The organism is Chryseobacterium sp. UNC8MFCol (genome assembly GCF_000482305.1).
Taxonomy (GTDB): domain Bacteria; phylum Bacteroidota; class Bacteroidia; order Flavobacteriales; family Weeksellaceae; genus Chryseobacterium; species Chryseobacterium indologenes.
On sequence record NZ_AXUZ01000015.1, the window covers coordinates 212214 to 233289 of the forward strand.

Sequence of the window (21076 nt, forward strand, 5' to 3'; positions counted from 1 at the left end):
AAAGGGAGTTTTTTTTAACCTTATCTCTATGAAAAAAATAACATTTCTTATACTGATGGTTTCTGCCTTTGCTACTGCACAGAAATCCGTACTTGACGAAAAAATCAGTGCTGTTATAAAAGATAAAAAAGCGACGGTAGGAGTTTCTGTTTTGGGTTTTGAGAATGCTTTCAAGTACAGTAAAAACGGAGATGAGAAGCTGCCGTTACTCAGCGTTTTTAAATTTCACCTGGCCTGTGCTGTATTGGATATGGCAGATAAAGGTAAATTTTCAACAGATCAGAAGTTTTTAATAAAAAAATCAGATCTATTGGAAAATACATGGTCTCCGCTACGCGAAAAATTTCCGGAAGGAAATATTGAACTTTCTTTAGGAGAAATTATCACGTACACAGTTGCTCAAAGTGATAACAATACCTGTGATTTTCTTTTAAGATTGATAGGCGGTCCTCAGGTTGTTCAGCACTTCATGGATTCTAAAGGAGCAAAAGATCTTCAGATCAAATATAATGAGGACGACATGCACAGGGACTGGAAAAACCAATATGGGAACGAAAGCAGCACCAATGCGACTGTCTCACTATTGAAAAAATTCTATGATGGTAAGCTTCTTACAAAAAAATCGACGGATTTCCTGATGCAGATTATGTTGGGAACTACAACAGGAACCAATAAAATCGTTGAACAGTTACCCAAAGGTACGCCTGTTGCTCATAAAACGGGTTCTTCCGGAAAGCCGGACAATATACTTACTGTTGCAGAAAATGATATGGGGATTATTACCCTTCCCAACGGAAAGCATTATGCAATCGCTGTATTTGTAAGCAATTCAACGGAAACAGAAAAGGTAAATACAAGGATGGTTTCTGATATTTCAAAGATCGTTTGGGATAATTTTAATAAATAAAATATTAAGCTTAATTTTAGCACGAAAATTGAGAGAATTCTCAATTAAACCAACTTACATGAAAAAAGTCATAATAGCAGTAGCTTTATTTTCTTTCACATTCTTTTATTCACAAAAGAATCAAAATTATTTAATGATCTCTTATGGAAGTTCATGCTGTGGACCGCCATCGGAAAAGCCGGTCATCAGCTATCTGAAAGAATTTAAGAAAAAAAATCATCTGAAAAGTCTTGAAATCCTGCAGCAAAGCGGTATGGGAAGAGAAGGTGAGTTCAAATTGTATGTAGGCACCGATTCTCTTACCGACAATCAGAAAAGACGTCTTACACGAGGGCTTATGGCTGCGGTATCGAACCAGAATAACAGCAGAAAACAGAAAAGTGAAGGAACTGTTTTTTTTGATTCTGCCACTACTGTGCAACAACAGGACCTTGTGAATACAAGAAATCTAACTATCTATAAAAAATAAAGGAAAAATGATCAAAAACATTGTAGTTATCGGAGCGGGAACCATGGGGAATGGTATAGCACATACGTTCGCACAAAGCGGTTTTAAAGTAAATCTGGTAGATGTATCTCAGGAAGCTTTAGACAGAGGCTTAAAAACCATTACGACCAACCTTGACAGAATAATTGCAAAGGGAAACCTTACTGAAGAGCAAAAAGCAGAAACATTAGGAAATATTACCACGTTTACAGCATTGAATGATGCCGCAGGATCAGCAGATCTTATTGTAGAAGCTGCTACTGAAAACCTGGATCTGAAGCTGAAAATCTTCGGACAGATGGATGAACTGGCTCCTGCAGGCTGCATCCTTGCTACCAATACTTCTTCCATCTCTATCACTAAAATTGCTGCTGCCACAAAAAGAGCAGATAAAGTAATCGGAATGCACTTTATGAATCCGGTTCCTATCATGAAACTGGTAGAAATCATCAAAGGATATTCTACTTCTAAAGAAACTTTCAACGCCATTTACGAAATGAGTAAAACCTTAGGAAAGGTACCTGTAGAAGTAAATGACTATCCTGGTTTCGTTGCCAACAGAATATTAATGCCTATGATCAACGAATCTATCGAAACACTTTACAATGGTGTTGCCGGTGTAGAAGAGATCGACACGGTAATGAAATTGGGAATGGCTCATCCGATGGGACCACTTCAATTGGCTGATTTCATTGGTCTTGATGTATGTCTTGCGATCTTGAACGTGATGTACGACGGCTTCAAAAATCCTAAATACGCTCCGAACCCATTGCTTGTAAACATGGTGACAGCAGGAAAACTGGGAGTAAAATCAGGGGAAGGATTCTATGATTATTCAGAAAGTAAAAAAGCTGAAAAAGTTTCAAAAATGTTTTTGAACTGATTTTAAGTCAATAATTTTATTTATCTTTGAGCAAGTTAAAACATTAAAAAAATGAAATTACCAAAGTTTTTATTAGCAGATAATTCGGAATTTCCAGAAGATTTATTCGTAGTACACACTGAGTATCCAAGATTTATCTTAAACGTTGAGGAAGAAGAAGTTGAGTGGTTAGATGATCTTGAAGGTGATGATGAAGAAACTATGGCAGACGAAGCTACGAAAGTGGTAGAAGCAGCATTCAAATGGTGCGACGAAGAGCTGGCTAAGTATGACGAAGAAGAGGAAGATTAATCACAACAGTCTAAAACATAAAAAAGGAACTCCAATGAGTTCCTTTTATTTTTTATTCAGATTTTGTAAATTTCAATAGTAGAAGATTGTCTTTGTACAACTCTAGGGTATTTCCGGAAATTACATATTTATTTGCCTTTCCCATCATATCCATAAAGTTCTGCTCTACTCCGATATTGTTACACATCATTTTTGTAGAACCCATCTGCCCTGCAGAGAACCCTCCTGTAGACGGATCTATTTTAGCAGTTCCGAAATAGTTGTTACAACCGGCATTACCTGTTATCTTTTCTCCTTCAATATTCAATGTTGGGATTTTACCTTTTACATTGTCAGCCAATGTCCATTTTGTATTAACAAGCGCAGGCTGGGCTTTTCCTACTTTAGACGCAGAAGGGCTTGTCATAGATCCACAAGATGCCAATACTGCTGCTGCACATATACTTAAAAAAAGATTTTTCATTTTTTTCTTTTTGAATTCATCCAAATTTACGGAAATAATATTATTTAAACAGGTTGCAGTGAATTTTATTATTCTTTAACATCCTGTATTTTGAAAATTTTTCTGATGACAGGATATGTGCCAGATTGTATTGTGCTATCGGAAAGCCGGGAAACGCAATGACGCGAAGAAGTGTAAACGAGCCGTTTTAAAGGCAAAAAAAACGGACTTACAAAAAGTCCGTTTTACATATTTTTTTACTCTTATACAATTAAGATCTCAATTCTGCATTGAATTCCTTCTGGAAAGATTTGATCAGAGAATCCATCACTTCTGAGATTTCCTTTTCTTCAAGGGTTTTCTCTTCGTTTAATAATTCAAAGCTCATCGCGTAAGATTTTTTACCTTCAGGAAGATTTTTCCCTTCATATACATCGAACAGATTGATGCTCTTAATGAATGGAGATTTGTTCTTTTTCGCTGTTTGGTATAGATCCTCGTAATTCACTGTTTTATCAATCAGTAAAGCAAGGTCTCTTCTGATTTTATTGAATTTCGGAATATCTTTAAACTTCAATTCATTTTTAGCACGCAGTTCCTGTGCCAATTCAAGCTCAATTTCAGCATAGTAACATTCCTGATTTATATCGAAATCTTTCAACAATACCGGGGCTACTTTTCCGATTCTCACTAAAGCTTTTCCTTCTGCTTCATACACTAAAGCATCAGAGAATCTTCCGTCAGATAAGGCTACTTCTTTATAATCAATTGCCAGCCTTTCCAGCAATACTTTTACATAGGCTTTAAGGTTGTAGAAACTCACAGCAGATTTAGGCTGTAACCAGTTTTCTGCTACATCTCTTCCGGAAACAAGAAGGGCCAATTGTTTTCTTTCTTCGTATTTCTCTTTCTTATGATAGATTTTTCCGAATTCAAAGAACTTGATATCCTGGTTCTTTCTGTTGATATTATATACTGTATTCTGAAGAAGTCCTTCCAATAAAGACTTTCTCATGAATGCCAAATCATTACTTAAAGGATTCAACAGCTTTACGGCATCAGTTTCATCTTTCACTGAAGTCAATGAGTTGTTCATCACTTCATTGAAACCCAAGCTTTGTAAGGTTCTTGCCCAGTTGTTTTCCAGTTCATCCTGATCGTTTGCGTTAATCTTTACAGGAGTGAAGGAAATCTTCTGTGGAGCATCAATTTTATTGTATCCATAGATTCTTAAAATCTCTTCAATAACATCGATTTCTCTTGTTACATCTGCCCTGTAAGCAGGTACAGAGATTTCAAAGCCGTTTGGAATTTCATTCAAAACCTGAATTTCCAAAGCTTTTAATATTTCTTTTACTTTTTCTCTGTGAATTTTGGTTCCTAAAATCTGTTCGATCTTTGAGAATCTCAGGATCACATAGCTGTCTTCTATTTTCTTAGGATATTCTTCCAGTAGATCACCTACCAGTTTACCTTCAGCAATTTCCTGAATTAACTTGATGGCATGAGTGATCGCCGTTCTTGTAATATTTGGATCTACTCCTCTCTCAAATCTGAAAGAAGCATCAGTATTTAAACTGTGGGCTTTTGCCCCTTTTCTTACTGCAATCGGGTTAAAATATGCACTTTCAAGGAAGATTGTTTTGGTAGCATCAGATACTCCAGAAGTTTCACCACCAAACACTCCTGCAATACACATCGGAGTATCTTTCCCGTCTTTGATCATGATTTCAGAACCATTCAATGTTCTTTCAACACCATCCAAAGTTGTGAACTTTGTTCCCGGTTTTACCACGCCAACTTTTACTTTTTTGCCAGCAATTTTATCTGCATCAAATGCGTGAAGCGGCTGTCCGTATCCGTGAAGGATATAGTTGGTAATATCTACAACATTATTGATAGGGCTTAATCCGATAGCTTTCAGCCTGTCTTTTAACCAGGTAGGAGATTCTGCAACCTTTATATTCTCTATCACAGCACCGATATATCTCGGAGCCAATTCTGCATCTTCAACTTCCAGGGTAAAATCGTGTGAACCTTCGTTATTTAAAGCTTCAGAAGCTATTTTATTGAACTGTGATTTCAACTGATTGGTAGAAAGATAAGCATGCAGATCTCTGGCAACACCATAGTGAGACATTGCATCCGTCCTGTTCGGTGTTAAACCGATTTCAAAAACTTCATCATTAGCCAGTTCAAAATAATCTGCAAAATTCTTCCCTACTTCGTATTTTGTTTCGTCCAACACCATGATTCCACCGTGATCTTCGCTCAGGCCAAGCTCATCTTCTGCACAAATCATACCCTGAGAAACTTCGCCTCTGATCTTCGCTTCTTTGATTTCAAAAAAGTTTCCGGTTTTATCATAGATTTTAGTTCCGACAACAGCTACAGGAACTGTCTGTCCTGCTTCTACGTTAGGAGCTCCGCAAACGATATTCAATACCTTTCCGTTTCCTACGTCTACTGTAGTTTTCTTTAGTTTATCAGCATTCGGATGTTTGTCACAGGTTAACACTTTACCTACAACAATTCCTTCCAGACTGCCTTTTACACTTTCAAATTTATCTATCCCTTCAACTTCAAGACCTATATCTGTAAGAAACTCACCGATTCTTTCAGTTTTCAATTCCGTTTTCACAAAGTCCTTCAGCCAGTTGTTTGATATTTTCATCTGATAATTTTATTTTTTCTAAAGCCGGATGAAATGCTTGTTTTCATCCGAAATATTTTCAAAAATTTATTTGAATTTTGTTCGATGATAACCGAACGGTTTTAAGCGTACAAATGTCGTGTTTTTTTGAGAAATACAGAAATTTGAAGACAACTTTAAGATAATAAATTTTCGTTAATTTCACTTTTACAGATATGTTTTACAGCCCAGCTGCCGGTCCTTATTTTAGTCTGAAGATTTTCAGGATCATAGATGAAAAATCTATCTTTCTTCAAAGTCCTTGTTTATAAGGATTGACAACCTTTTTCAAACTATCCGAAAACAGCACCAAACCTCCGGCCATCATGATAATATCTTTCAGTACAAGGCGGCCCGCGCCTGACAAATAAGGGAAACCATGTTGCGGAGAAGGAAAATCCCCACCAAGATCAGGAACATAAACTTCCGGAGTTGTTATGAGAAATGATAGCGTAACCAATGACATGAGGAACGTCAACGCTCCCCCAACAGCTCCCGTTTTGGGAAACCATATTCCCAATACCACCAGAATTCCGATGGTTATAATCATAAGACCAAGGCCATATGCGAAACCGTAAGTCCCGTTTTCTTTGTGCCAGTCAATATTTTTCTGTACCACTTTTCCCTCAGGGTTTTTGTACAGTGTATATTCGGAAACGGGCTTCTGATCTTCGTTAAGCACTTTATGTCCGGCATTTTTATAGAAAAAGCTCATCAAAGGACTGTTGGCAACAAAAGGAACAATTCCGTCGGCTTCGTACTGAAAAGCCTTAAGACCGCCAATCCAGGCCATCACAATAAAGATTGAAATTCTGAGAAAATTGAGTGCATAGACATCCAATTGCTGAAGACTGCTGAATAATTTAGTGTTTTGCATATGTTTTACTTTTGTACAAAGGTATTCACATGCCTCAGGCAGCGACATAGATATTTAAGGACATTACATGGACATTTTCGCCACCACGGAAATCCCAACCTTTTCTCTGTAATTTTTCGGGGAGCAACTTACCGATTTTTTAAAGTATCTGCTGAAATAAAACTCATCTTCGAATCCCAGTTCCGAAGCTATTTCTTTCACAGACCGATAGGTTAAATGCAGTAATTTTTTAGATTCCAAAATTATTCTTTCGTTGATGAGCTGAGTAGGTGTTTTGGCAAATTCTTTTTTAACAATCTTACTTAAGGTATTGTTGGTAATATTTAACCGGTCACTGTAGAATGACAATTCTTTTTCCTTTTTATAATACATCTCAAGTAATTTCTGAAATTCTGTTGCTTTTTTGTTCGGGATCTTCTCATGACCGGACGCACTGGATTCAAAGCCGCTTTTTTGTTTGCTGCAGATCGCCAAAATGAGCTGTATATAGGTTTTGATAATTGATTCGGAGAACTGATGTTTTTCGGATTCTTCCTTTCTGATATGGTTAAAAAGTGCGAGAATATACCGGTAGTTCTCTTCGGCAAGTTCAATGGCGGGATCTAAGTAAATATTGTTAAAAAGAAGCCCATTACAGGCTACTTCTTCTTTGTGATATTCTATACAGTAGTAATCACCATGAAACAAAAGAACAGAAATATGCTCACCTGACTGCGCCAGAAACTTTAGCTTTTGATAGGGTGAAATAAATAAAATATGGCATCCTTTGTAGGCATAATTGATATCATCCACAGAAAAAACACCTGAACCTTTCCAAACAACTACAGTATAATTTTCACTAGTCAATTCTGACGGAAAGTCTGAGGGGTGATAGGATTGTATTTTTGCTTCCATAATGAATGATATTTTTTAAACATTAAGGATTGTTTAGAAGATAAGTAAATGTTAAGAGTACAGCTAAAGCTCTTTATTAGGTTAAATTTTATGTCTGATGAGGCTTCCCTTAAAACTTACTTTTTTATTAGTGATTCAATATTTTCCGAAAACGAAAAAAGCCGGATTGCTCCAGCTCTTTTTTATTTATTTTTCATCTTACAATCCGATAACCGGCATTGAAAGCATTAAGATATTTTCGTTTTCTTCAAGACCGTCAAGAGGCTCGATGATCCCCGGTCTGTTGGGCTGAGACATTTTCATTGTAATATCATCAGATCCTAAGATTGTCAACATTTCAGTTAAGAATTTTGAGCTGAATCCGATATTGATATCTTCTCCGTTATAGTCACAAGGAATCTGCATATCTGCTTTGTTTGCATATTCAGTATCTTCTGCATGAAGGTGAAGAATATTTCCGGAAAGCTTAAATCTTACCTGGTTGGTCGATTTATTAGACATGATCGATGCTCTTTTGATGGCTCCCAACAAAAGGTTTCTGTTGATCGTCAATACATTTGGATTTTCTTTTGGAATTACCGCTGTATAGTTTGGATATTTACCATCAATCAGTCTACAGATCCAGATATGTTTATCAAAAGTAAACTTAGCCATGTTTTCATTGAAGTCGATTTTCACTTCTTCATTTGAGCTTGCCAGGATATTTTTGAAAATATTCAAAGGTTTTTTAGGCATGATGAATTCCATAGGTTCAGCATTCATCAGGTCTGCCCTCTTGTAAACTACTAATCTGTGAGAGTCTGTAGAAACGAAATTGGTTTCATTTTCTCCAAACTGGAACAAAACACCGGTCATCACTGGGCGAAGAGAGTCGTTACTTGTAGCAAAAAGTGTGTTTGTAAGAGCTTCTGACAATACTCCTGCCGGCATTACAACGCTTTGGGAAGCATCAAATTCAGGTAACTCGGGATAGTCATCAGCATTATCTAATGCCACTGCGAAATTGTCTTTTTCATCTAAAATCTCAAGCTGACTTCCAGTTCCTTCCGCATTGTCTTTTACAACAAACGTAAGGGGTTGTTCGCCATATGTCTTGATAAAATCTTGAAAAATTTTAGCAGGAACAGCAAATTTACCTGAGTCATCAGACTTTACTTCCAGAGAAGTTACAAGAGTCGTCTCGCCGTCAGATGCTGTAATGGTAACATTATTTCCGTCTAGTTCAAAAAGATAGTTTTCTAAAATCGGTCTCGATTGAGAGCTTGATATTACGCCACTTACAGTTTGCAAAGCCTTCTGCAGTTCACCACTTGAAATAATAAATTTCATAGATTTAAAAATAAGTTTCTACAAATATAATAAATTGATATAACAAAGAAAAAAATAATCTCTAGGAGTTTTTAACAAACATCATTAATCTGTTTTAAGACTTGATATTACGTTTAAAGTTCTGTAGTCTTTTAATTTTACACGAAAAATATCGGCATTATAATAATTTATCGTCACTTTTTTGTTTAATAATGCGTTGTATTCACTGGTAAGATCGATGTTTGATTCTATGATAACCCGATTATTTTTTTAAAAATTTTTGTTTTCATCCAGCAGATAAAATACCACAAAATTATTTTTCAATCTTTACTAGTGTTCCGTGCATGGTCAAATCTTTTTGTTTATTCTTTCCAGGCTTTCCTTTATCTAAAAAATCAGAAAATGTCTCCGTACATTCAGTGATCATCTGAAATTTAGGGAATACTATCTTACAATCAAAATACAAAACCTATCTTTGTTAAAAATAAAAAAATGCAAAAACCTCCTCTTCATAAAAGTTTTCTGAATGCTTTCCGGGGAGTTTTTTTTATGCTGAAGACGGAGAGAAATTTTCAAATTGAGCTTCTGGCTTTTTTGGTAAATCTGTTTTTAATTTTTTATTTACAACTTTCCGGTATTGATGCCGCTCTGATCCTTTTTGTTTCTTTTGCCGTTTTAAGTGCGGAAATTTTTAATACATCCATTGAAAAGATCTGTGATTTCATACAGCCTGATTTTGATAAAAGAATCGGTTTTATTAAGGATATTGCAGCCGCCGGAGTGGTACTTATGGCTACTGCTTCCATTATTGTGGGAATTCTTGTGTACTGGAAATACATTTTTAATTGAATAACAACAACATAGGTCGGGGGCAGTTTTAAAACCATTCACCCGATCTAAAATTCTATGGTTTCCCCCTCCAAGGGAAGGGGAATTTCACACCTTCAATTTAAAAAAAATCTGTGAGGGCTACGTTTGTACGAAAAGCTTATTTCACGGCAATGAAAATATCTACTTCTGCATCTGATGGATTTTGTGCTTTTTCTCCATAAACTTCAAAATCAGCTGTAAATGCTCTATCCATATCCATTTCCCAGATTTTTAACCATTCGTTGATCACCAGATCTTTTGCTAGGTCTCCCTTTGTGGTAAACTTTATATAATCTCCGCCATCAAAAGATTTCCCTACCATTCCTTCAGGGATATGATCGAGGTTTTCTACCTTACATCCGAGAATGGTTGTATAAGGTTTTGTATGATCTTTTTCATAATCCGTGTAGATGGAATATATCGTATTATCAGTTTTATTGGGAATACGATTCAGAATATCCTCATTCATCAACTTTTCCCACAATACAGGAATATCTTTTGCGGCCTGATTATTTTCATTTGTAGTTCTTACTGAGATTCCAATGACCTTAAAAGGTTCCATTTTTACGTTATTCATTTCTTTTAGTATTGTTGCAGGACAAAGATAAATACAGCTTGTGACAGCTGTTTGTCAGGAGAGATTTCATGATCAATAATAAATAATGACAGATGCATGAAAACGGTCGGTCACAAAAGATATTTACCCAAACACAGATTGTATAGATTTCGGGAACACGTGGCGTTTTTATGTTTTGGCTAAAGCCAATGGATGGGTATTTAATGTTAAACGGCCTAAAGCCCGTTTCTATTGATATAAAGATTCTGTCTGCTAAATTATATCGAGCGATCTTATTTTCCTACATAAATAAAACCGTTTTTCCCTGATGTAAATAAGGTTTCGATTCTTTTATAATCATCCACTTCGTATTCATCTGCCTGCAGGATTTCATCTTCTGTCACTTCGAAAAGTATTCCTTCCACCTGATCTTCGCTACTTCCTGAAAACTGCAGTACCGGATGGTATTTTTGCCCGCTTTTCCGAAGGACTTCAGGATCCGTAATTTCAATCATATCGAGTTGATAGCCTAAAAGCGTGTCTTTTTCACCTTGTAAAATCCGTCCGAAAGTTTCAAGCTGCACCTGCTCTTTCTGCAGGGTTCCGTAAGAGAATAAATAAGGCATTACAAATATTTTTCAATGACAGGTATTGCGATTTCTGCCATCATTCCATACCCTTTTTCGTTAGGATGTACTCCGTCGGCAGAAAGTAAAATTTCTTTATCTTCAAAAAAAGCGCTGTGAAAATCAATATATCCAAGAGAATGGTCTGAAGCAAGTTCTTTGAGAATCCGGTTATAAGCAAGAACTTCGTCATTGGTTCTGAATTTTCCCGAGCTTACTACTACTCCATCTATTTTCTGAGACACCGGAAGAATGCTTACCAGATAAATATCTTTTGAAAATTCTTTTGATTGCTGAATAGCAGCTTCCATATTCTTTTTAAAATCTTCAGGAGAGACAATGTACGATCCTTCTTTTACGGCAAGATCATTAGCGCCGTAAGCGAGAAAAATAAGATTTCCGTCAGCGGAATTACGGGCATTCAATTCATGAGGTAAGCGCTTCATCAATCCTTCGGTGCTTTCACCACCGATTCCAAGGTTGAAAAGTATTAATTCGTCTCCATTTCCTTCGTGAAATTTTTGAAGGGCATATCTTTTCAGGATGTCTACCCAGCCTCCAAACACGCCATCATATTCTCCGTAAGTAATACTGTCTCCAAAGAACAGTCCATATACTATTTTCTTCATTTTGCTAATTCTTTTCTTTTTGGTTTTTACTTCTGTTTTAAAGCTTTTAAAATATGATTAAAAGTAAGGTAAATTCTTTCAAATCTATTTAATTTGTGAGTGTTTTTTTAACGCAAAGATGGTTTGCCTTATGAATATTTTTTAGGAAGCGAAGATGAATCAACAAGTTGATTTGATCACATGAATGGAAAACTTTGAAAAAATGTTGAAAGAGGTCTTTGTTTTAATGGAACTTATTTGAAACTGTTACTTACTGCTTATCAGCTCAACGTCAAATTAATATTAGTGTGTGATTCTATGATCTCAACCAGAATATCAAACAAAGTTGGTCCTTTTCCGGAAATCAAATCATCAAGTTTCTGCTGAATCAGTTTTATGTTGAAAGGCTTTCCCTGTTTGATTTTATTTTCGTAGAATTCCCGGGTAGCGCTAAAGCCGAGCTCCTGTTTTGACTTTTCTGATTCTTTCCAGAGGATTTCAATTTCTTCATGGTTTTCAAATACTCCGAAACCGCCGTACAGAATATCATCAAAGCCATCGAGTGTACCCACATTCCAGTCTGTATCTTTCATCAGGACTTTGGAGACTTCTTCGTAGAAACCTCCTAAAGATGAAAAATGACCGCCATGGATGACGATCATTTTTCTTGTATTTTTATTTGAAGTATTCAACACCGTTTTTGAATATATTGTGATAATTCGCGGTTGGTATATTTTTCATGAGACCTTCAGCAAAACGTTCAGGGTGTCCCATTCTTCCGTAGATCTTTCCACACGGGCTGGTAACTCCTTCGATTCCGAACAATGAATTATTAGGATTGAAAGGCATTCCGTGGGCAATGTTTCCATCAAGGTCTATGTACTGGGTAGCAATCTGTCCGTTTTCATACAGTTTCTTGATTTCTTCTTCTGAAGCCATGAAACGGCCTTCGCCATGAGAAATCGGGATGGTGAAAACCTGACCCTTCATTCCTGTTAACCATGGACTTTCGTCATTGACTACTTGTACGTTTACCATCTGAGAAATATGTCTTCTGATAGCATTGTGAGCCAATGTAGGAGAGTTTTCATCCAGATCTTTGATTCTTCCGTATGGTAGCAATCCTGACTTCACCAGCGCCTGGAAACCGTTACAGATTCCGATAATCATTCCGTCCCTGTCCAGTAACTCATGAACGGCATTTTTCATTTTCTCGTTTTTCAAAACATTTACGATGAATTTTGCAGAACCATCCGGCTCGTCACCGGCAGAGAAACCTCCTGAGAATGCAAGAATCTGAGAGGTTCTGATCTCTTCCACCCATGCATCAATGCTCTCATCAAGCAATTGATGATTGATATTGATTAAAGGCAGGCTGCTTACCACAGCTCCCTCTTTCTGGAATGCATTTAATGTATCGTACTCACAGTTGGTTCCAGGGAAAACCGGAGCAAATACTTTCGGTTGTGCAATTCCGTGTTTTTTAATGATAATATTTCTTGGGTTGACAGAGTTTGATTTCTCATCAATTTCAACCGTGATCTTTTCTTTTTCTACTGTTGGGAAAAGGTTTTCAAATGTATTGGTGTATGCAGCTAAGAGCTCCGTGATACGGGTTTCCAGATTGTTAATCTTTAAAACTCCTGAATCTTTTACTTCCCCGATTAACTGTAGAGATGTGTTGCTGAGCTCTTCTTGGGATTCGATGATTAAGCTTCCGATATTTTTAGCTAACAAAGTCTTTTCATCAGCATTTATTTCTGCTCCTAATCTGTTTCCGAAGCTCATTTTTGCCACAGCCACTGCTACTCCACCTTCTTTAACTGTTTTTACAGAAACAATTTTTCCTGCTTTAATGTTTTCAAAAATCAATTCGAAGACTTCTTTTAAAGCGTTATAGTTTGGAAGTCCGTTTTCCTGTGCCCTATGATTGAAGAAATACAATTTATTTCCCGCATTTTTAAATTCCGGAGAGATAATATTTTCTTTTTCACCGTTGGCACAAGCAAAAGAGATCAATGTTGGCGGTACATTAAGATCCTGATAGGTTCCACTCATGGAATCTTTTCCTCCGATAGCTGCCAGTCCAAGGTTGATCTGAGCATCATAAGCACCTAATAAAGAAGCAAGAGGTTTACCCCATTTTTCCGGAGCCTGTCCTAGTTTTTCGAAATATTCCTGGAAGCTTAGCCTGATATTTTTGTAATCACCTCCCATAGCCACAATCTTCGCAACACTTTCCACTACGGCATATGAAGCCCCCAACAGTGAGTTTTGCTTTGAAATTCCGGCATCAAATCCCCAGCTTGCCAAAGAAACGGTTTTAATATCTTTAGCTCCAAAGATCGGTAATGTCTGAACACTTCCTTCCATAAGGGTCTGCTGATATTTTCCACCCAGAGGCATTGCCACTGTCGTTCCTCCTACGGAAGAGTCGAACATCTCCAGTAATCCTTTCTGCGAGGCTACGTTTTTATCTTTTAAAATATTCAGGAAGTTTTCTTCCGTGAATGCTTTGGTTTCTTCTTTTACTTCTTCGAGGTGATTGATTTTTACCTCCTGAGATTTTGAACATCCGTTGGTATCAAGGAATGCCCTTGAAAGGTCAACGATCTTGTCTCCTTTCCAGAACATCTGCATTCTTCCTGAATCTGTTACTTTTGCTACTTCAACAGCAACAATGTTTTCCGCTTCACAGAATTTGATGAACTTTTCTTTATCTTCAGGATCTACCACCACAGCCATTCTTTCCTGAGATTCTGAAATAGCGAGTTCGGTTCCGTTTAATCCTTCGTATTTTAAAGGCAGTACGTCAAGGTTTACTTCAAGAGAGTCTGCAATTTCACCGATGGCCACAGAAACTCCTCCTGCTCCGAAGTCGTTTGATTTTTTGATCAGCTTCGTTACTTCAGGGTTTCTGAACAATCTCTGGATTTTACGTTCTTCAACAGCATTTCCCTTCTGAACTTCTGAACTCATCGTATGAATAGAGGTTTCATCCTGTTCTTTTGAACTTCCGCTTGCTCCTCCTACTCCGTCACGACCGGTTGCTCCACCTAAAATAATGATAGAATCGCCGTTTTCAGGTTTTTCACGTCTTACCCAATCTACAGGAACAGCCCCGGTAACGAAACCAACTTCCATTCTTTTGGCTTTATACCCTTCGTCATAAATCTCAGATACCATTGTTGTTGCGAGACCAATCTGGTTACCATAAGATGAATATCCGTTAGCAGCCTGTTTTGTAATGGTTTTTTGCGGCAATTTTCCCGGTAATGTTTTGTCTACTGATTCTAAAACATCAGCAGCACCCGTTAATCTCATCGCCTGGAACACAAAAGATCTTCCGGACAAAGGGTCTCTGATGGCTCCACCGAGACAAGTGGATGCACCTCCGAAAGGTTCAATTTCTGTCGGGTGGTTGTGCGTTTCATTTTTGAATAATAAATACCATGGTTCTTTTTTACCATCATATTCCGCTTCAATCCGGATAGTACATGCATTGATCTCATCGGAAATCACCAGATTATCCAGGTTTCCTGTTTTATGGAAATATTTACCGCATACTGTTGCCAGGTCCATTAAAGAGATCGGCTTCAGCTCGCGGCCTAAGAATTTTCTTTTTTCGATATAATCATTGAAAATAGTTTCCAATGTATGTTTGAACTGACCTTCAAACTGGATATCTGACAATCCTGTTTCAAACGTCGTGTGGCGGCAGTGGTCACTCCAATATGTGTCTAAAACTTTCAATTCAGTTTCCGTAGGGTTTCTTTGTTCTGTTTTGAAATATTCCTGAATGAACTTTAAATCATCCAGTCCTAGTGCAAAACCATGGGTATTAAAGAAATTTTCAAGTTCAGCATCATTAAAATTGATAAAGTTTTCGTGAACGATTACTTTTGAAGGGATTTCATCGGCAGGAATATCCAGGATGGAAAGGTCTTTTTCCTGAGATTCTACTTTATTGATCAGAAGGTCTTTGATTTTCACCAGGTCAGCTTCGGAAACTCCCTCAAATTCGATCAATTTACCACTTCTTACTTTTGATTTTTCATTTTCTGTTAACAGGGCAATACATTGCTGTGCAGAATCTGCTCTCTGATCGTACTGACCAGGTAAAAACTCCATTGCAAAGTGGATGTTTTTTGCAGGATTTTCTGCGTGCAGAATGTCGGTAACAGGGTCTACAAAAGTATTGTTCACCACTTTTTCAAATTCTCCGTCATTCAAATTGAAAATGTCGTACACATTGTAGACTTTTACCCTTTGAATTCCCGGAACAACCGCTTTTACTTCATCAAAAATTTTTGGACTTTCAACATCGAAAATTCCTCTTTTTTCTACGAAAATTCTTTTGTTTTTAGACATTAGATGTCAGATTTTATTTAATATTAGATTTATTTCTCTTTTTTACTTGGTTTAAGTGTGAGCCTTTCTCTTCAGAGAGAGACCAACTTAATAAATATCTTTTGCCTCATCTGCGCTGGAAGCGTTTTCAGCATTTATCATCCAACGATTCTTACAGTGTACAAATTTAAAAGAATATGTGTTATCTTTCTCAATTTTACGTGCACCAATTACCAATATTATCCTAATTACTGAATAAATTTATTGGGATTATCGGGATGTTCTTTTTGATATTGCTCTGTTTGCATTATTTCTTCCTTCAGCCAGCTTTCAAAAGGAATCATTTTACGGTCATAATTTAGAATATAAACATTTTTTCCGTCCTCTGATACAAAGAACTTTAAATCATCAAAGGATCCCAGATTACTTTTTTCATAATTATATGTATTGATCTGGTAATAGGGAAAGTTTTCTTTTGGTCTTTCTACAATTTCAAAAAGAAGTTTTTTATCCTTTTCAGACATTTTGCTATATACATTTACATAATAAATTCCTGAAATTGTTTTATTGTGTTGTTCAAAAAACTGGAGGATATTTTTTTCTTTTTCGTTATATTGAAAAGGATCAGGATAATATTTCCCGTCAATCTTCACATCGTTTTCCTTTGGATCAGCAAGGGGCTGAACTTTTTGTCCTTTTGTATTCATCACTCCCCATGTTCCTCCTACCATTGCTTTATGTTCATCATCTGTTTTTTCCCAATCACATCCGTCACAAAATACGGCATAACCATAATTGAAAGAGCTCGCAAAATCATGTTCAGGGGCAATGACTGTTTTCCCATTCCGGTCAGCAAAGCCTATTTTACCTTTTTTAACAAATCTTCTCAGTCCTTCGGAGAAATAATCCGGGCCATTATCATATAAGAATGGGGTATACAGAAAGTTTCCTTTTCTGTCATATACGTATCCCCAGCTATTTTTCTGAAGTTTTTCCCCTTCTTTAGTTCCGTCAAAAAAAATGGTTTCTTCTTCTACAGGATCACCATCTTTAAGGTAACCGAAGATTTTAAACTGTGCAGGAATGATAATTTTACCTGATTTATCTTTTACTCCAACCAGAGAGTCTTTGTTTTTAAAATAATGCAATCCTTCTTTTTGCTGGGCAAAAGAAATAATGGGGATCAATGAAATGGTTAATAGTAGTTTTTTCATAGTAATAGGTTGGAAAAAAATATGCAGCCCAAAAGGGCTGCACCATGTTTATACTTTAAGATCAGCTTCCAATCCTATTAAGTCTTTATTCTGATCCAGAATCGGCTGTACTTCATTTTTAATGAATTCTTCCGTCTGAATCGGTGCAAACCCGATAAAGTTCTTAGGATCTAAAACTTCTTTTAATTTTGATTTGTCTAATTTTAAGGAATCGTCATTTAAGATTCTCTCAATAAGATCATTTTCCTTACCTTCTACTTTCACTTTTTTGGAAGCTTCCATAGAATGAACCCTGATCACCTCATGGATTTCCTGACGGTCACCACCGGCCTTCACTTCTTCCATAATGATGTATTCCGTTGCCATGAAAGGAAGCTCTTCCATAATGTGCTTGTTGATTCTGTTCGGATAAACTACGATTCCGTTCATGATATTATTCCAGATCAACAGAATAGCATCAACAGCTAAAAACGCCTGAGGAATTGTTAATCTCTTATTGGCAGAATCATCCAGTGTTCTTTCGAACCATTGTGTGGAAGCTACCATTGCAGAACTCGTCGTCAATGACATTACATATTTTGCCAATGCCCCGATTCTTTCACTTCTCATTGGATTACGTTTGTAAGCCATGGCAGAAGAGCCAATCTGGTTTTTCTCGAATGGTTCTTCAATTTCTTTAAGATTTTGAAGCAAACGTAAATCGTTGGTGAATTTATGGGCAGACTGAGCGATATTTCCTAATAAGGCAACAACTTTAGCATCAATTTTTCTGTCGTACGTCTGTCCTGAAACTCCAAAAACTTTTTCGAAACCGAATCTTTTTGAAAGTTCTTTATCCAGATGTTTTACTTTCGAATAATCGCCATTGAAAAGCTCAAGGAAACTTGCAGCAGTTCCTGTTGTTCCTTTTACTCCTCTGAAACGAAGGGTTTCCAGGAAGAAGTCCAATTCTTCAATATCAAGAACCAAACTTTGTAACCAAAGAGTTGCTCTTTTTCCAACTGTTGTCAACTGAGCCGGCTGGAAGTGTGTAAATCCTAAGGTCGGAAGATCTTTGTACTGAATAGCAAAGTCAGAAAGACCTTTCATAACGTTCACTAACTTCTTCTTCAAGATTAAGAGTCCGTCACGGATCTGGATTAAGTCTGTATTGTCTCCTACAAAAGCTGAAGTTGCTCCTAAGTGGATAATTCCTTTTGCTGAAGGCGCCACATCACCGTACGTGTGAACGTGAGCCATTACATCATGACGGAATTTCTTTTCATACTCTGCTGCTTTCTCATAATCGATATTTTCAGCATTAGCTTTTAACTCAGCGATCTGCTCGTCTGTAATTTCAAGTCCAAGGTCTTTTTCGATTTCAGCAAGAGCTATCCAAAGTTTTCTCCAATTCTGGAATTTGTTATTATGTGAGAAGTTAAATAACATTTCTTCACTGGAGTAGCGCTCTTCCAATGGATTTTTGTAGGAATTCATTCGTTCTTTTACTTTTTAGATGTACAAAAATACGGTTTTTCAGTGAGAGATGAAAATGCTGTTTTTATGATTTTTGAACCTTAAGTATTTATCTTTTCTACTGAGATCAGTTTCTCCTTTATAGCTTAACATTGAATAGACAGCATGGCAAAAGCCACCACTGTTCCTGGTATAGCAATACTACGTCCAAGTATATTTAACATCAAAATAATAAGTTTATCACTCATATTTTTAAAAAATGTGATGATTGCAGGAATCAAAAAAATATTCGGAACCATTAACAGAACAGATAAATTCATTTCTTCTTCAAAGGGGAAGATCCTTTTTTTATGACATAGATATTCAGAGAGAATATAATCAGGTTAAGAATGATGATTAAAACAGCTAGTGTACGATTTATTCCGGATCGCACAAATATTGTATAGGTAAGGGAGTACAAAATAACGAATAAATATTTTATTGCTAATACTTCTATTGTACTATTCTAAACATTATGAATGTGCATCTGTAGTCTTGTATATTGAATTTCAGGTATGAATCGACCTTGCATACGAAAGGCTATCTCACTTCTGAAACAGCCTTTTTGTATTGGATAAATCTATTATTTAGATGTATGTTAATCAATAAGTCCACATTGTGATCCTACCGGAATACATTTTTTCATAAATGAACACCAGAAGTACCCCGGCAAACACATTGGGATGCCTCCCACAACTGTTTTCAATTCTTTTTTTGATAATTTTCTTAGATTTTTCATAGTTCTATTTTTTTGGTTGTTCCTACTTTGTATGCTTTTCGGATTCTGCTTTGATTAGTAGATCTAAGATACAGATTTTTCACATAACGAAATATAAATCAATCATTTAATATCATTTATTAAGTAATTTATTTTTTTCAAATTATATTTCAAAAAATGAAAAGAGACTGTCTATAAGACAGCCTCTCCCTTAGTATATGCTTTTTTCAAAAATAATTCTCCCAAAAGAAACCTGCACCAGGAATTGAATCCAGTTTTTGTTTAATCGGGGGATTTTTTTCAATCCATTTTTTCAATTCATCATTAGTTTTTAAAGTACTGTCTGTAACAGGAACGTTAGCATATAATCTGTTATTATGAACATCACTATTCAAGTAAATCACTAAATACTTTTTATTGACTTTCTTTTCAGCAACTGAATATGATAAGTTTCCTATATCACAATTCGATTCATAGCTTTTACCATTTAAATCAAAGGTATAAATAAACTTAAATCCTGTTCCTCTGCCATATCCTTTAACTTTCTGTATTGTTCCGGTCGTATACAAGCCGTCTTGTTTATATGAGTTTTTAAACTTTTGCAAGAATAAATGATCATAGAAAATGATAGCTCCTATTATAATGACAATAATATAAATATAATATTTTTTCAAAAAAATGATCATGTCAATTACTTTTGTTTTTTCTGAATTTCTGATGCATTTGCTCCCGCAAGTCCGTACATTGTTGTCCCAATAAGGAAATTGTTTACTCCAACTACCGTTTTATCGAGACCTTTCGCTCCGGTAGCTGTTGCTCCATTTACTTTCCCTAATCCTTTGCTTATAAAAGCAAATCCAATATTAGAAGCAGCTTCTTCAGGTGCCATTCCACCACCATTGAAGACTGTTCTGAATGCCGGCTGACCTTTTCTGAGTTTGGACCATGAAAGTTCACTAACCCCTCCCAGAATTTCTCCTGTACCATAGGCTCCAAAAGTATCTCCAACAACACTCATTAAATTAACGTCTCCTGTCCCTACATATTGAGTTGCCCCACTTAAAACAGCTTTCCCAAGCAACGTCTTGGCTGATCCCCCTGAAACAAGATATGGTGAACCTTCCAATAATAAAGGAAATGCTACAAAGGCTGCCATAAATGTACCAAATTGGTCAACAGGTTTCATATCTGTATAGTGGTCAGCATCTTTAAAAGCTTTTCCATCAACCGTATAATTTCCGTCTTCTCCTAAAACGACCTTCTGTTCTACTCCGGTATCCACTCCGTTTCTTGCCAGGGTTGTTGTATAGCTACTATTATCATCTCCTCTTCCATTTGCGTAAGACACAAATCCAGCATCTTTAGCTTCCTGCTCTGAATTAATATCACTTCTATATTCCCAATTGCTATGGCCTGTCCTTCTTACCCAATCATTGACTCCTCTTCCATCAGGATCAATAAACCTTATCGGGTTATTGACAGCATAATTGTATACAGAATGCCTGCGATACTGTTCAGCTAGTGGATCTGTCACACCCCATCTTCCGATATCAGGCATATAGAATCTTGCGCCATAGTCATACATTCCACTGTTTTGCAATTCCTTGCCATTGTATTTGTAATTCTTATAACTCGCCTCGCCATAGAATGAATTACCCGTCTTCAGGTGGTTCATCCCGAATGGATAATAATCATTGGCATCGGTAATCTCCAAAGCTCCAGCACTGTTTCTTGTAAAACTTATCCGCACGTTTCCTAAATGATCTTTGTACTGATAAATATACTGATCTTTAGTGTAATCATAAAATCCTTCTGCGGTTGGGAAAAAGATCAATCCCTTAGTCCTAAAGATTTTAGCA

General features: G+C 36.5%; 20 protein-coding genes. 5 read left to right on the top strand and 15 right to left on the bottom strand.

What is annotated here, in order from left to right:
• Nucleotides 1-28: 28 nt before the first annotated feature.
• Genes M030_RS0110340 through M030_RS0110355 form a run of 4 tightly spaced genes read left to right on the top strand, consistent with a single transcriptional unit; the run spans nt 29 to nt 2568 of the window.
• On the top strand, nt 29-907 hold the full coding sequence (locus M030_RS0110340; RefSeq protein ID WP_027373439.1) for an extended-spectrum class A beta-lactamase CIA-4: 879 nt from the start codon (nt 29-31) through the stop codon (nt 905-907).
• 58 nt (nt 908-965) lie between these two features.
• Nucleotides 966-1376, top strand: coding sequence for a hypothetical protein (locus M030_RS0110345; RefSeq protein WP_027373440.1), 411 nt, complete (start codon nt 966-968; stop codon nt 1374-1376).
• A 10-nt stretch (nt 1377-1386) separates the two neighbouring features.
• A complete protein-coding gene (locus M030_RS0110350; protein ID WP_027373441.1) occupies nt 1387-2277 on the top strand; it encodes a 3-hydroxybutyryl-CoA dehydrogenase in 891 nt (296 codons plus the stop codon).
• 51 nt (nt 2278-2328) lie between these two features.
• Nucleotides 2329-2568: a hypothetical protein gene (locus tag M030_RS0110355; protein ID WP_002977986.1), complete on the top strand. Its 240-nt coding sequence runs from the start codon at nt 2329-2331 to the stop codon at nt 2566-2568.
• Between the two features lie 52 nt (nt 2569-2620).
• On the opposite strand, the gene M030_RS0110360 is transcribed toward M030_RS0110355, so the two are convergent.
• The 5 genes from M030_RS0110360 to dnaN all read right to left on the bottom strand — a co-directional run bounded on the left by M030_RS0110360 (nt 2621) and on the right by dnaN (nt 8802).
• Nucleotides 2621-3031, bottom strand: a complete 411-nt coding sequence (locus M030_RS0110360) for an META domain-containing protein (protein ID WP_027373442.1) — start codon at nt 3029-3031, stop codon at nt 2621-2623.
• A 250-nt stretch (nt 3032-3281) separates the two neighbouring features.
• Nucleotides 3282-5684 carry a phenylalanine--tRNA ligase subunit beta gene (gene pheT, locus M030_RS0110365; RefSeq protein ID WP_027373443.1) on the bottom strand — a complete coding sequence of 801 codons (2403 nt, stop codon included), beginning with the start codon at nt 5682-5684 and terminating at the stop codon, nt 3282-3284.
• Nucleotides 5685-5955: 271 nt separating this feature from the next.
• Nucleotides 5956-6579, bottom strand: a complete 624-nt coding sequence (locus M030_RS0110375) for a DUF417 family protein (protein WP_027373444.1) — start codon at nt 6577-6579, stop codon at nt 5956-5958.
• Between the two features lie 63 nt (nt 6580-6642).
• Nucleotides 6643-7473: an AraC family transcriptional regulator gene (locus M030_RS0110380; protein ID WP_027373445.1), complete on the bottom strand. Its 831-nt coding sequence runs from the start codon at nt 7471-7473 to the stop codon at nt 6643-6645.
• 198 nt (nt 7474-7671) lie between these two features.
• Nucleotides 7672-8802: a DNA polymerase III subunit beta gene (gene dnaN, locus M030_RS0110385; RefSeq protein ID WP_027373446.1), complete on the bottom strand. Its 1131-nt coding sequence runs from the start codon at nt 8800-8802 to the stop codon at nt 7672-7674.
• 471 nt (nt 8803-9273) lie between these two features.
• Here dnaN and M030_RS0110395 point away from each other — a divergent pair, with 471 nt between their 5' ends.
• Nucleotides 9274-9630: a diacylglycerol kinase family protein gene (locus M030_RS0110395; protein WP_027373447.1), complete on the top strand. Its 357-nt coding sequence runs from the start codon at nt 9274-9276 to the stop codon at nt 9628-9630.
• A gap of 139 nt (nt 9631-9769) precedes the next feature.
• On the opposite strand, the gene M030_RS0110400 is transcribed toward M030_RS0110395, so the two are convergent.
• The 10 genes from M030_RS0110400 to M030_RS0110450 form a co-directional block, all read right to left on the bottom strand.
• The gene (locus M030_RS0110400) at nt 9770-10228 is read right to left on the bottom strand and encodes a GyrI-like domain-containing protein (protein WP_027373448.1); all 459 of its coding nucleotides are present in this window, start codon (nt 10226-10228) and stop codon (nt 9770-9772) included.
• 272 nt (nt 10229-10500) lie between these two features.
• The gene (locus M030_RS0110405; protein WP_027373449.1) at nt 10501-10833 is read right to left on the bottom strand and encodes a gamma-glutamylcyclotransferase family protein; all 333 of its coding nucleotides are present in this window, start codon (nt 10831-10833) and stop codon (nt 10501-10503) included.
• Nucleotides 10833-11462, bottom strand: a complete 630-nt coding sequence (locus M030_RS0110410; RefSeq protein ID WP_081806323.1) for an SGNH/GDSL hydrolase family protein — start codon at nt 11460-11462, stop codon at nt 10833-10835. The genes M030_RS0110405 and M030_RS0110410 overlap by 1 nt, the downstream gene beginning before the upstream one ends.
• A gap of 260 nt (nt 11463-11722) precedes the next feature.
• Nucleotides 11723-12103, bottom strand: a complete 381-nt coding sequence (locus tag M030_RS0110415) for a ribonuclease inhibitor (RefSeq protein ID WP_034722443.1) — start codon at nt 12101-12103, stop codon at nt 11723-11725.
• 13 nt (nt 12104-12116) lie between these two features.
• The gene (locus M030_RS0110420; RefSeq protein WP_027373452.1) at nt 12117-15812 is read right to left on the bottom strand and encodes a phosphoribosylformylglycinamidine synthase; all 3696 of its coding nucleotides are present in this window, start codon (nt 15810-15812) and stop codon (nt 12117-12119) included.
• Between the two features lie 227 nt (nt 15813-16039).
• The gene (locus tag M030_RS0110425; protein ID WP_034722418.1) at nt 16040-17005 is read right to left on the bottom strand and encodes a WG repeat-containing protein; all 966 of its coding nucleotides are present in this window, start codon (nt 17003-17005) and stop codon (nt 16040-16042) included.
• Between the two features lie 48 nt (nt 17006-17053).
• On the bottom strand, nt 17054-18481 hold the full coding sequence (gene purB / locus M030_RS0110430) for an adenylosuccinate lyase (RefSeq protein ID WP_027373454.1): 1428 nt from the start codon (nt 18479-18481) through the stop codon (nt 17054-17056).
• 616 nt (nt 18482-19097) lie between these two features.
• Complete coding sequence (locus M030_RS26075) at nt 19098-19238, bottom strand: bacteriocin-like protein (protein ID WP_123861400.1); 141 nt, start codon at nt 19236-19238, stop codon at nt 19098-19100.
• A gap of 206 nt (nt 19239-19444) precedes the next feature.
• The gene (locus M030_RS0110445) at nt 19445-19903 is read right to left on the bottom strand and encodes a hypothetical protein (protein WP_027373455.1); all 459 of its coding nucleotides are present in this window, start codon (nt 19901-19903) and stop codon (nt 19445-19447) included.
• Between the two features lie 5 nt (nt 19904-19908).
• Nucleotides 19909-21076 (bottom strand): RHS repeat-associated core domain-containing protein (locus tag M030_RS0110450; RefSeq protein WP_027373456.1); only part of this gene is annotated, 1168 nt, incomplete at its 5' end.

Excerpts from the sequence above, each read along its gene's own strand:
- M030_RS0110340 (WP_027373439.1), top strand. The coding sequence starts at position 29 with ATGAAAAAAATAACATTTCTTATACTGATGGTTTCTGCCTTTGCTACT.
- M030_RS0110345 (WP_027373440.1), top strand. The coding sequence starts at position 966 with ATGAAAAAAGTCATAATAGCAGTAGCTTTATTTTCTTTCACATTCTTT.
- M030_RS0110355 (WP_002977986.1), top strand. The coding sequence starts at position 2,329 with ATGAAATTACCAAAGTTTTTATTAGCAGATAATTCGGAATTTCCAGAA.
- M030_RS0110360 (WP_027373442.1), bottom strand. The coding sequence starts at position 3,031 with ATGAAAAATCTTTTTTTAAGTATATGTGCAGCAGCAGTATTGGCATCT.
- pheT (WP_027373443.1), bottom strand. The coding sequence starts at position 5,684 with ATGAAAATATCAAACAACTGGCTGAAGGACTTTGTGAAAACGGAATTG.
- M030_RS0110375 (WP_027373444.1), bottom strand. The coding sequence starts at position 6,579 with ATGCAAAACACTAAATTATTCAGCAGTCTTCAGCAATTGGATGTCTAT.
- M030_RS0110380 (WP_027373445.1), bottom strand. The coding sequence starts at position 7,473 with ATGGAAGCAAAAATACAATCCTATCACCCCTCAGACTTTCCGTCAGAA.
- dnaN (WP_027373446.1), bottom strand. The coding sequence starts at position 8,802 with ATGAAATTTATTATTTCAAGTGGTGAACTGCAGAAGGCTTTGCAAACT.
- M030_RS0110395 (WP_027373447.1), top strand. The coding sequence starts at position 9,274 with ATGCAAAAACCTCCTCTTCATAAAAGTTTTCTGAATGCTTTCCGGGGA.
- M030_RS0110400 (WP_027373448.1), bottom strand. The coding sequence starts at position 10,228 with ATGAATAACGTAAAAATGGAACCTTTTAAGGTCATTGGAATCTCAGTA.
- M030_RS0110405 (WP_027373449.1), bottom strand. The coding sequence starts at position 10,833 with ATGCCTTATTTATTCTCTTACGGAACCCTGCAGAAAGAGCAGGTGCAG.
- M030_RS0110410 (WP_081806323.1), bottom strand. The coding sequence starts at position 11,462 with ATGAAGAAAATAGTATATGGACTGTTCTTTGGAGACAGTATTACTTAC.
- M030_RS0110415 (WP_034722443.1), bottom strand. The coding sequence starts at position 12,103 with ATGATCGTCATCCATGGCGGTCATTTTTCATCTTTAGGAGGTTTCTAC.
- M030_RS0110420 (WP_027373452.1), bottom strand. The coding sequence starts at position 15,812 with ATGTCTAAAAACAAAAGAATTTTCGTAGAAAAAAGAGGAATTTTCGAT.
- M030_RS0110425 (WP_034722418.1), bottom strand. The coding sequence starts at position 17,005 with ATGAAAAAACTACTATTAACCATTTCATTGATCCCCATTATTTCTTTT.
- purB (WP_027373454.1), bottom strand. The coding sequence starts at position 18,481 with ATGAATTCCTACAAAAATCCATTGGAAGAGCGCTACTCCAGTGAAGAA.
- M030_RS26075 (WP_123861400.1), bottom strand. The coding sequence starts at position 19,238 with ATGAAAAATCTAAGAAAATTATCAAAAAAAGAATTGAAAACAGTTGTG.
- M030_RS0110445 (WP_027373455.1), bottom strand. The coding sequence starts at position 19,903 with ATGATCATTTTTTTGAAAAAATATTATATTTATATTATTGTCATTATA.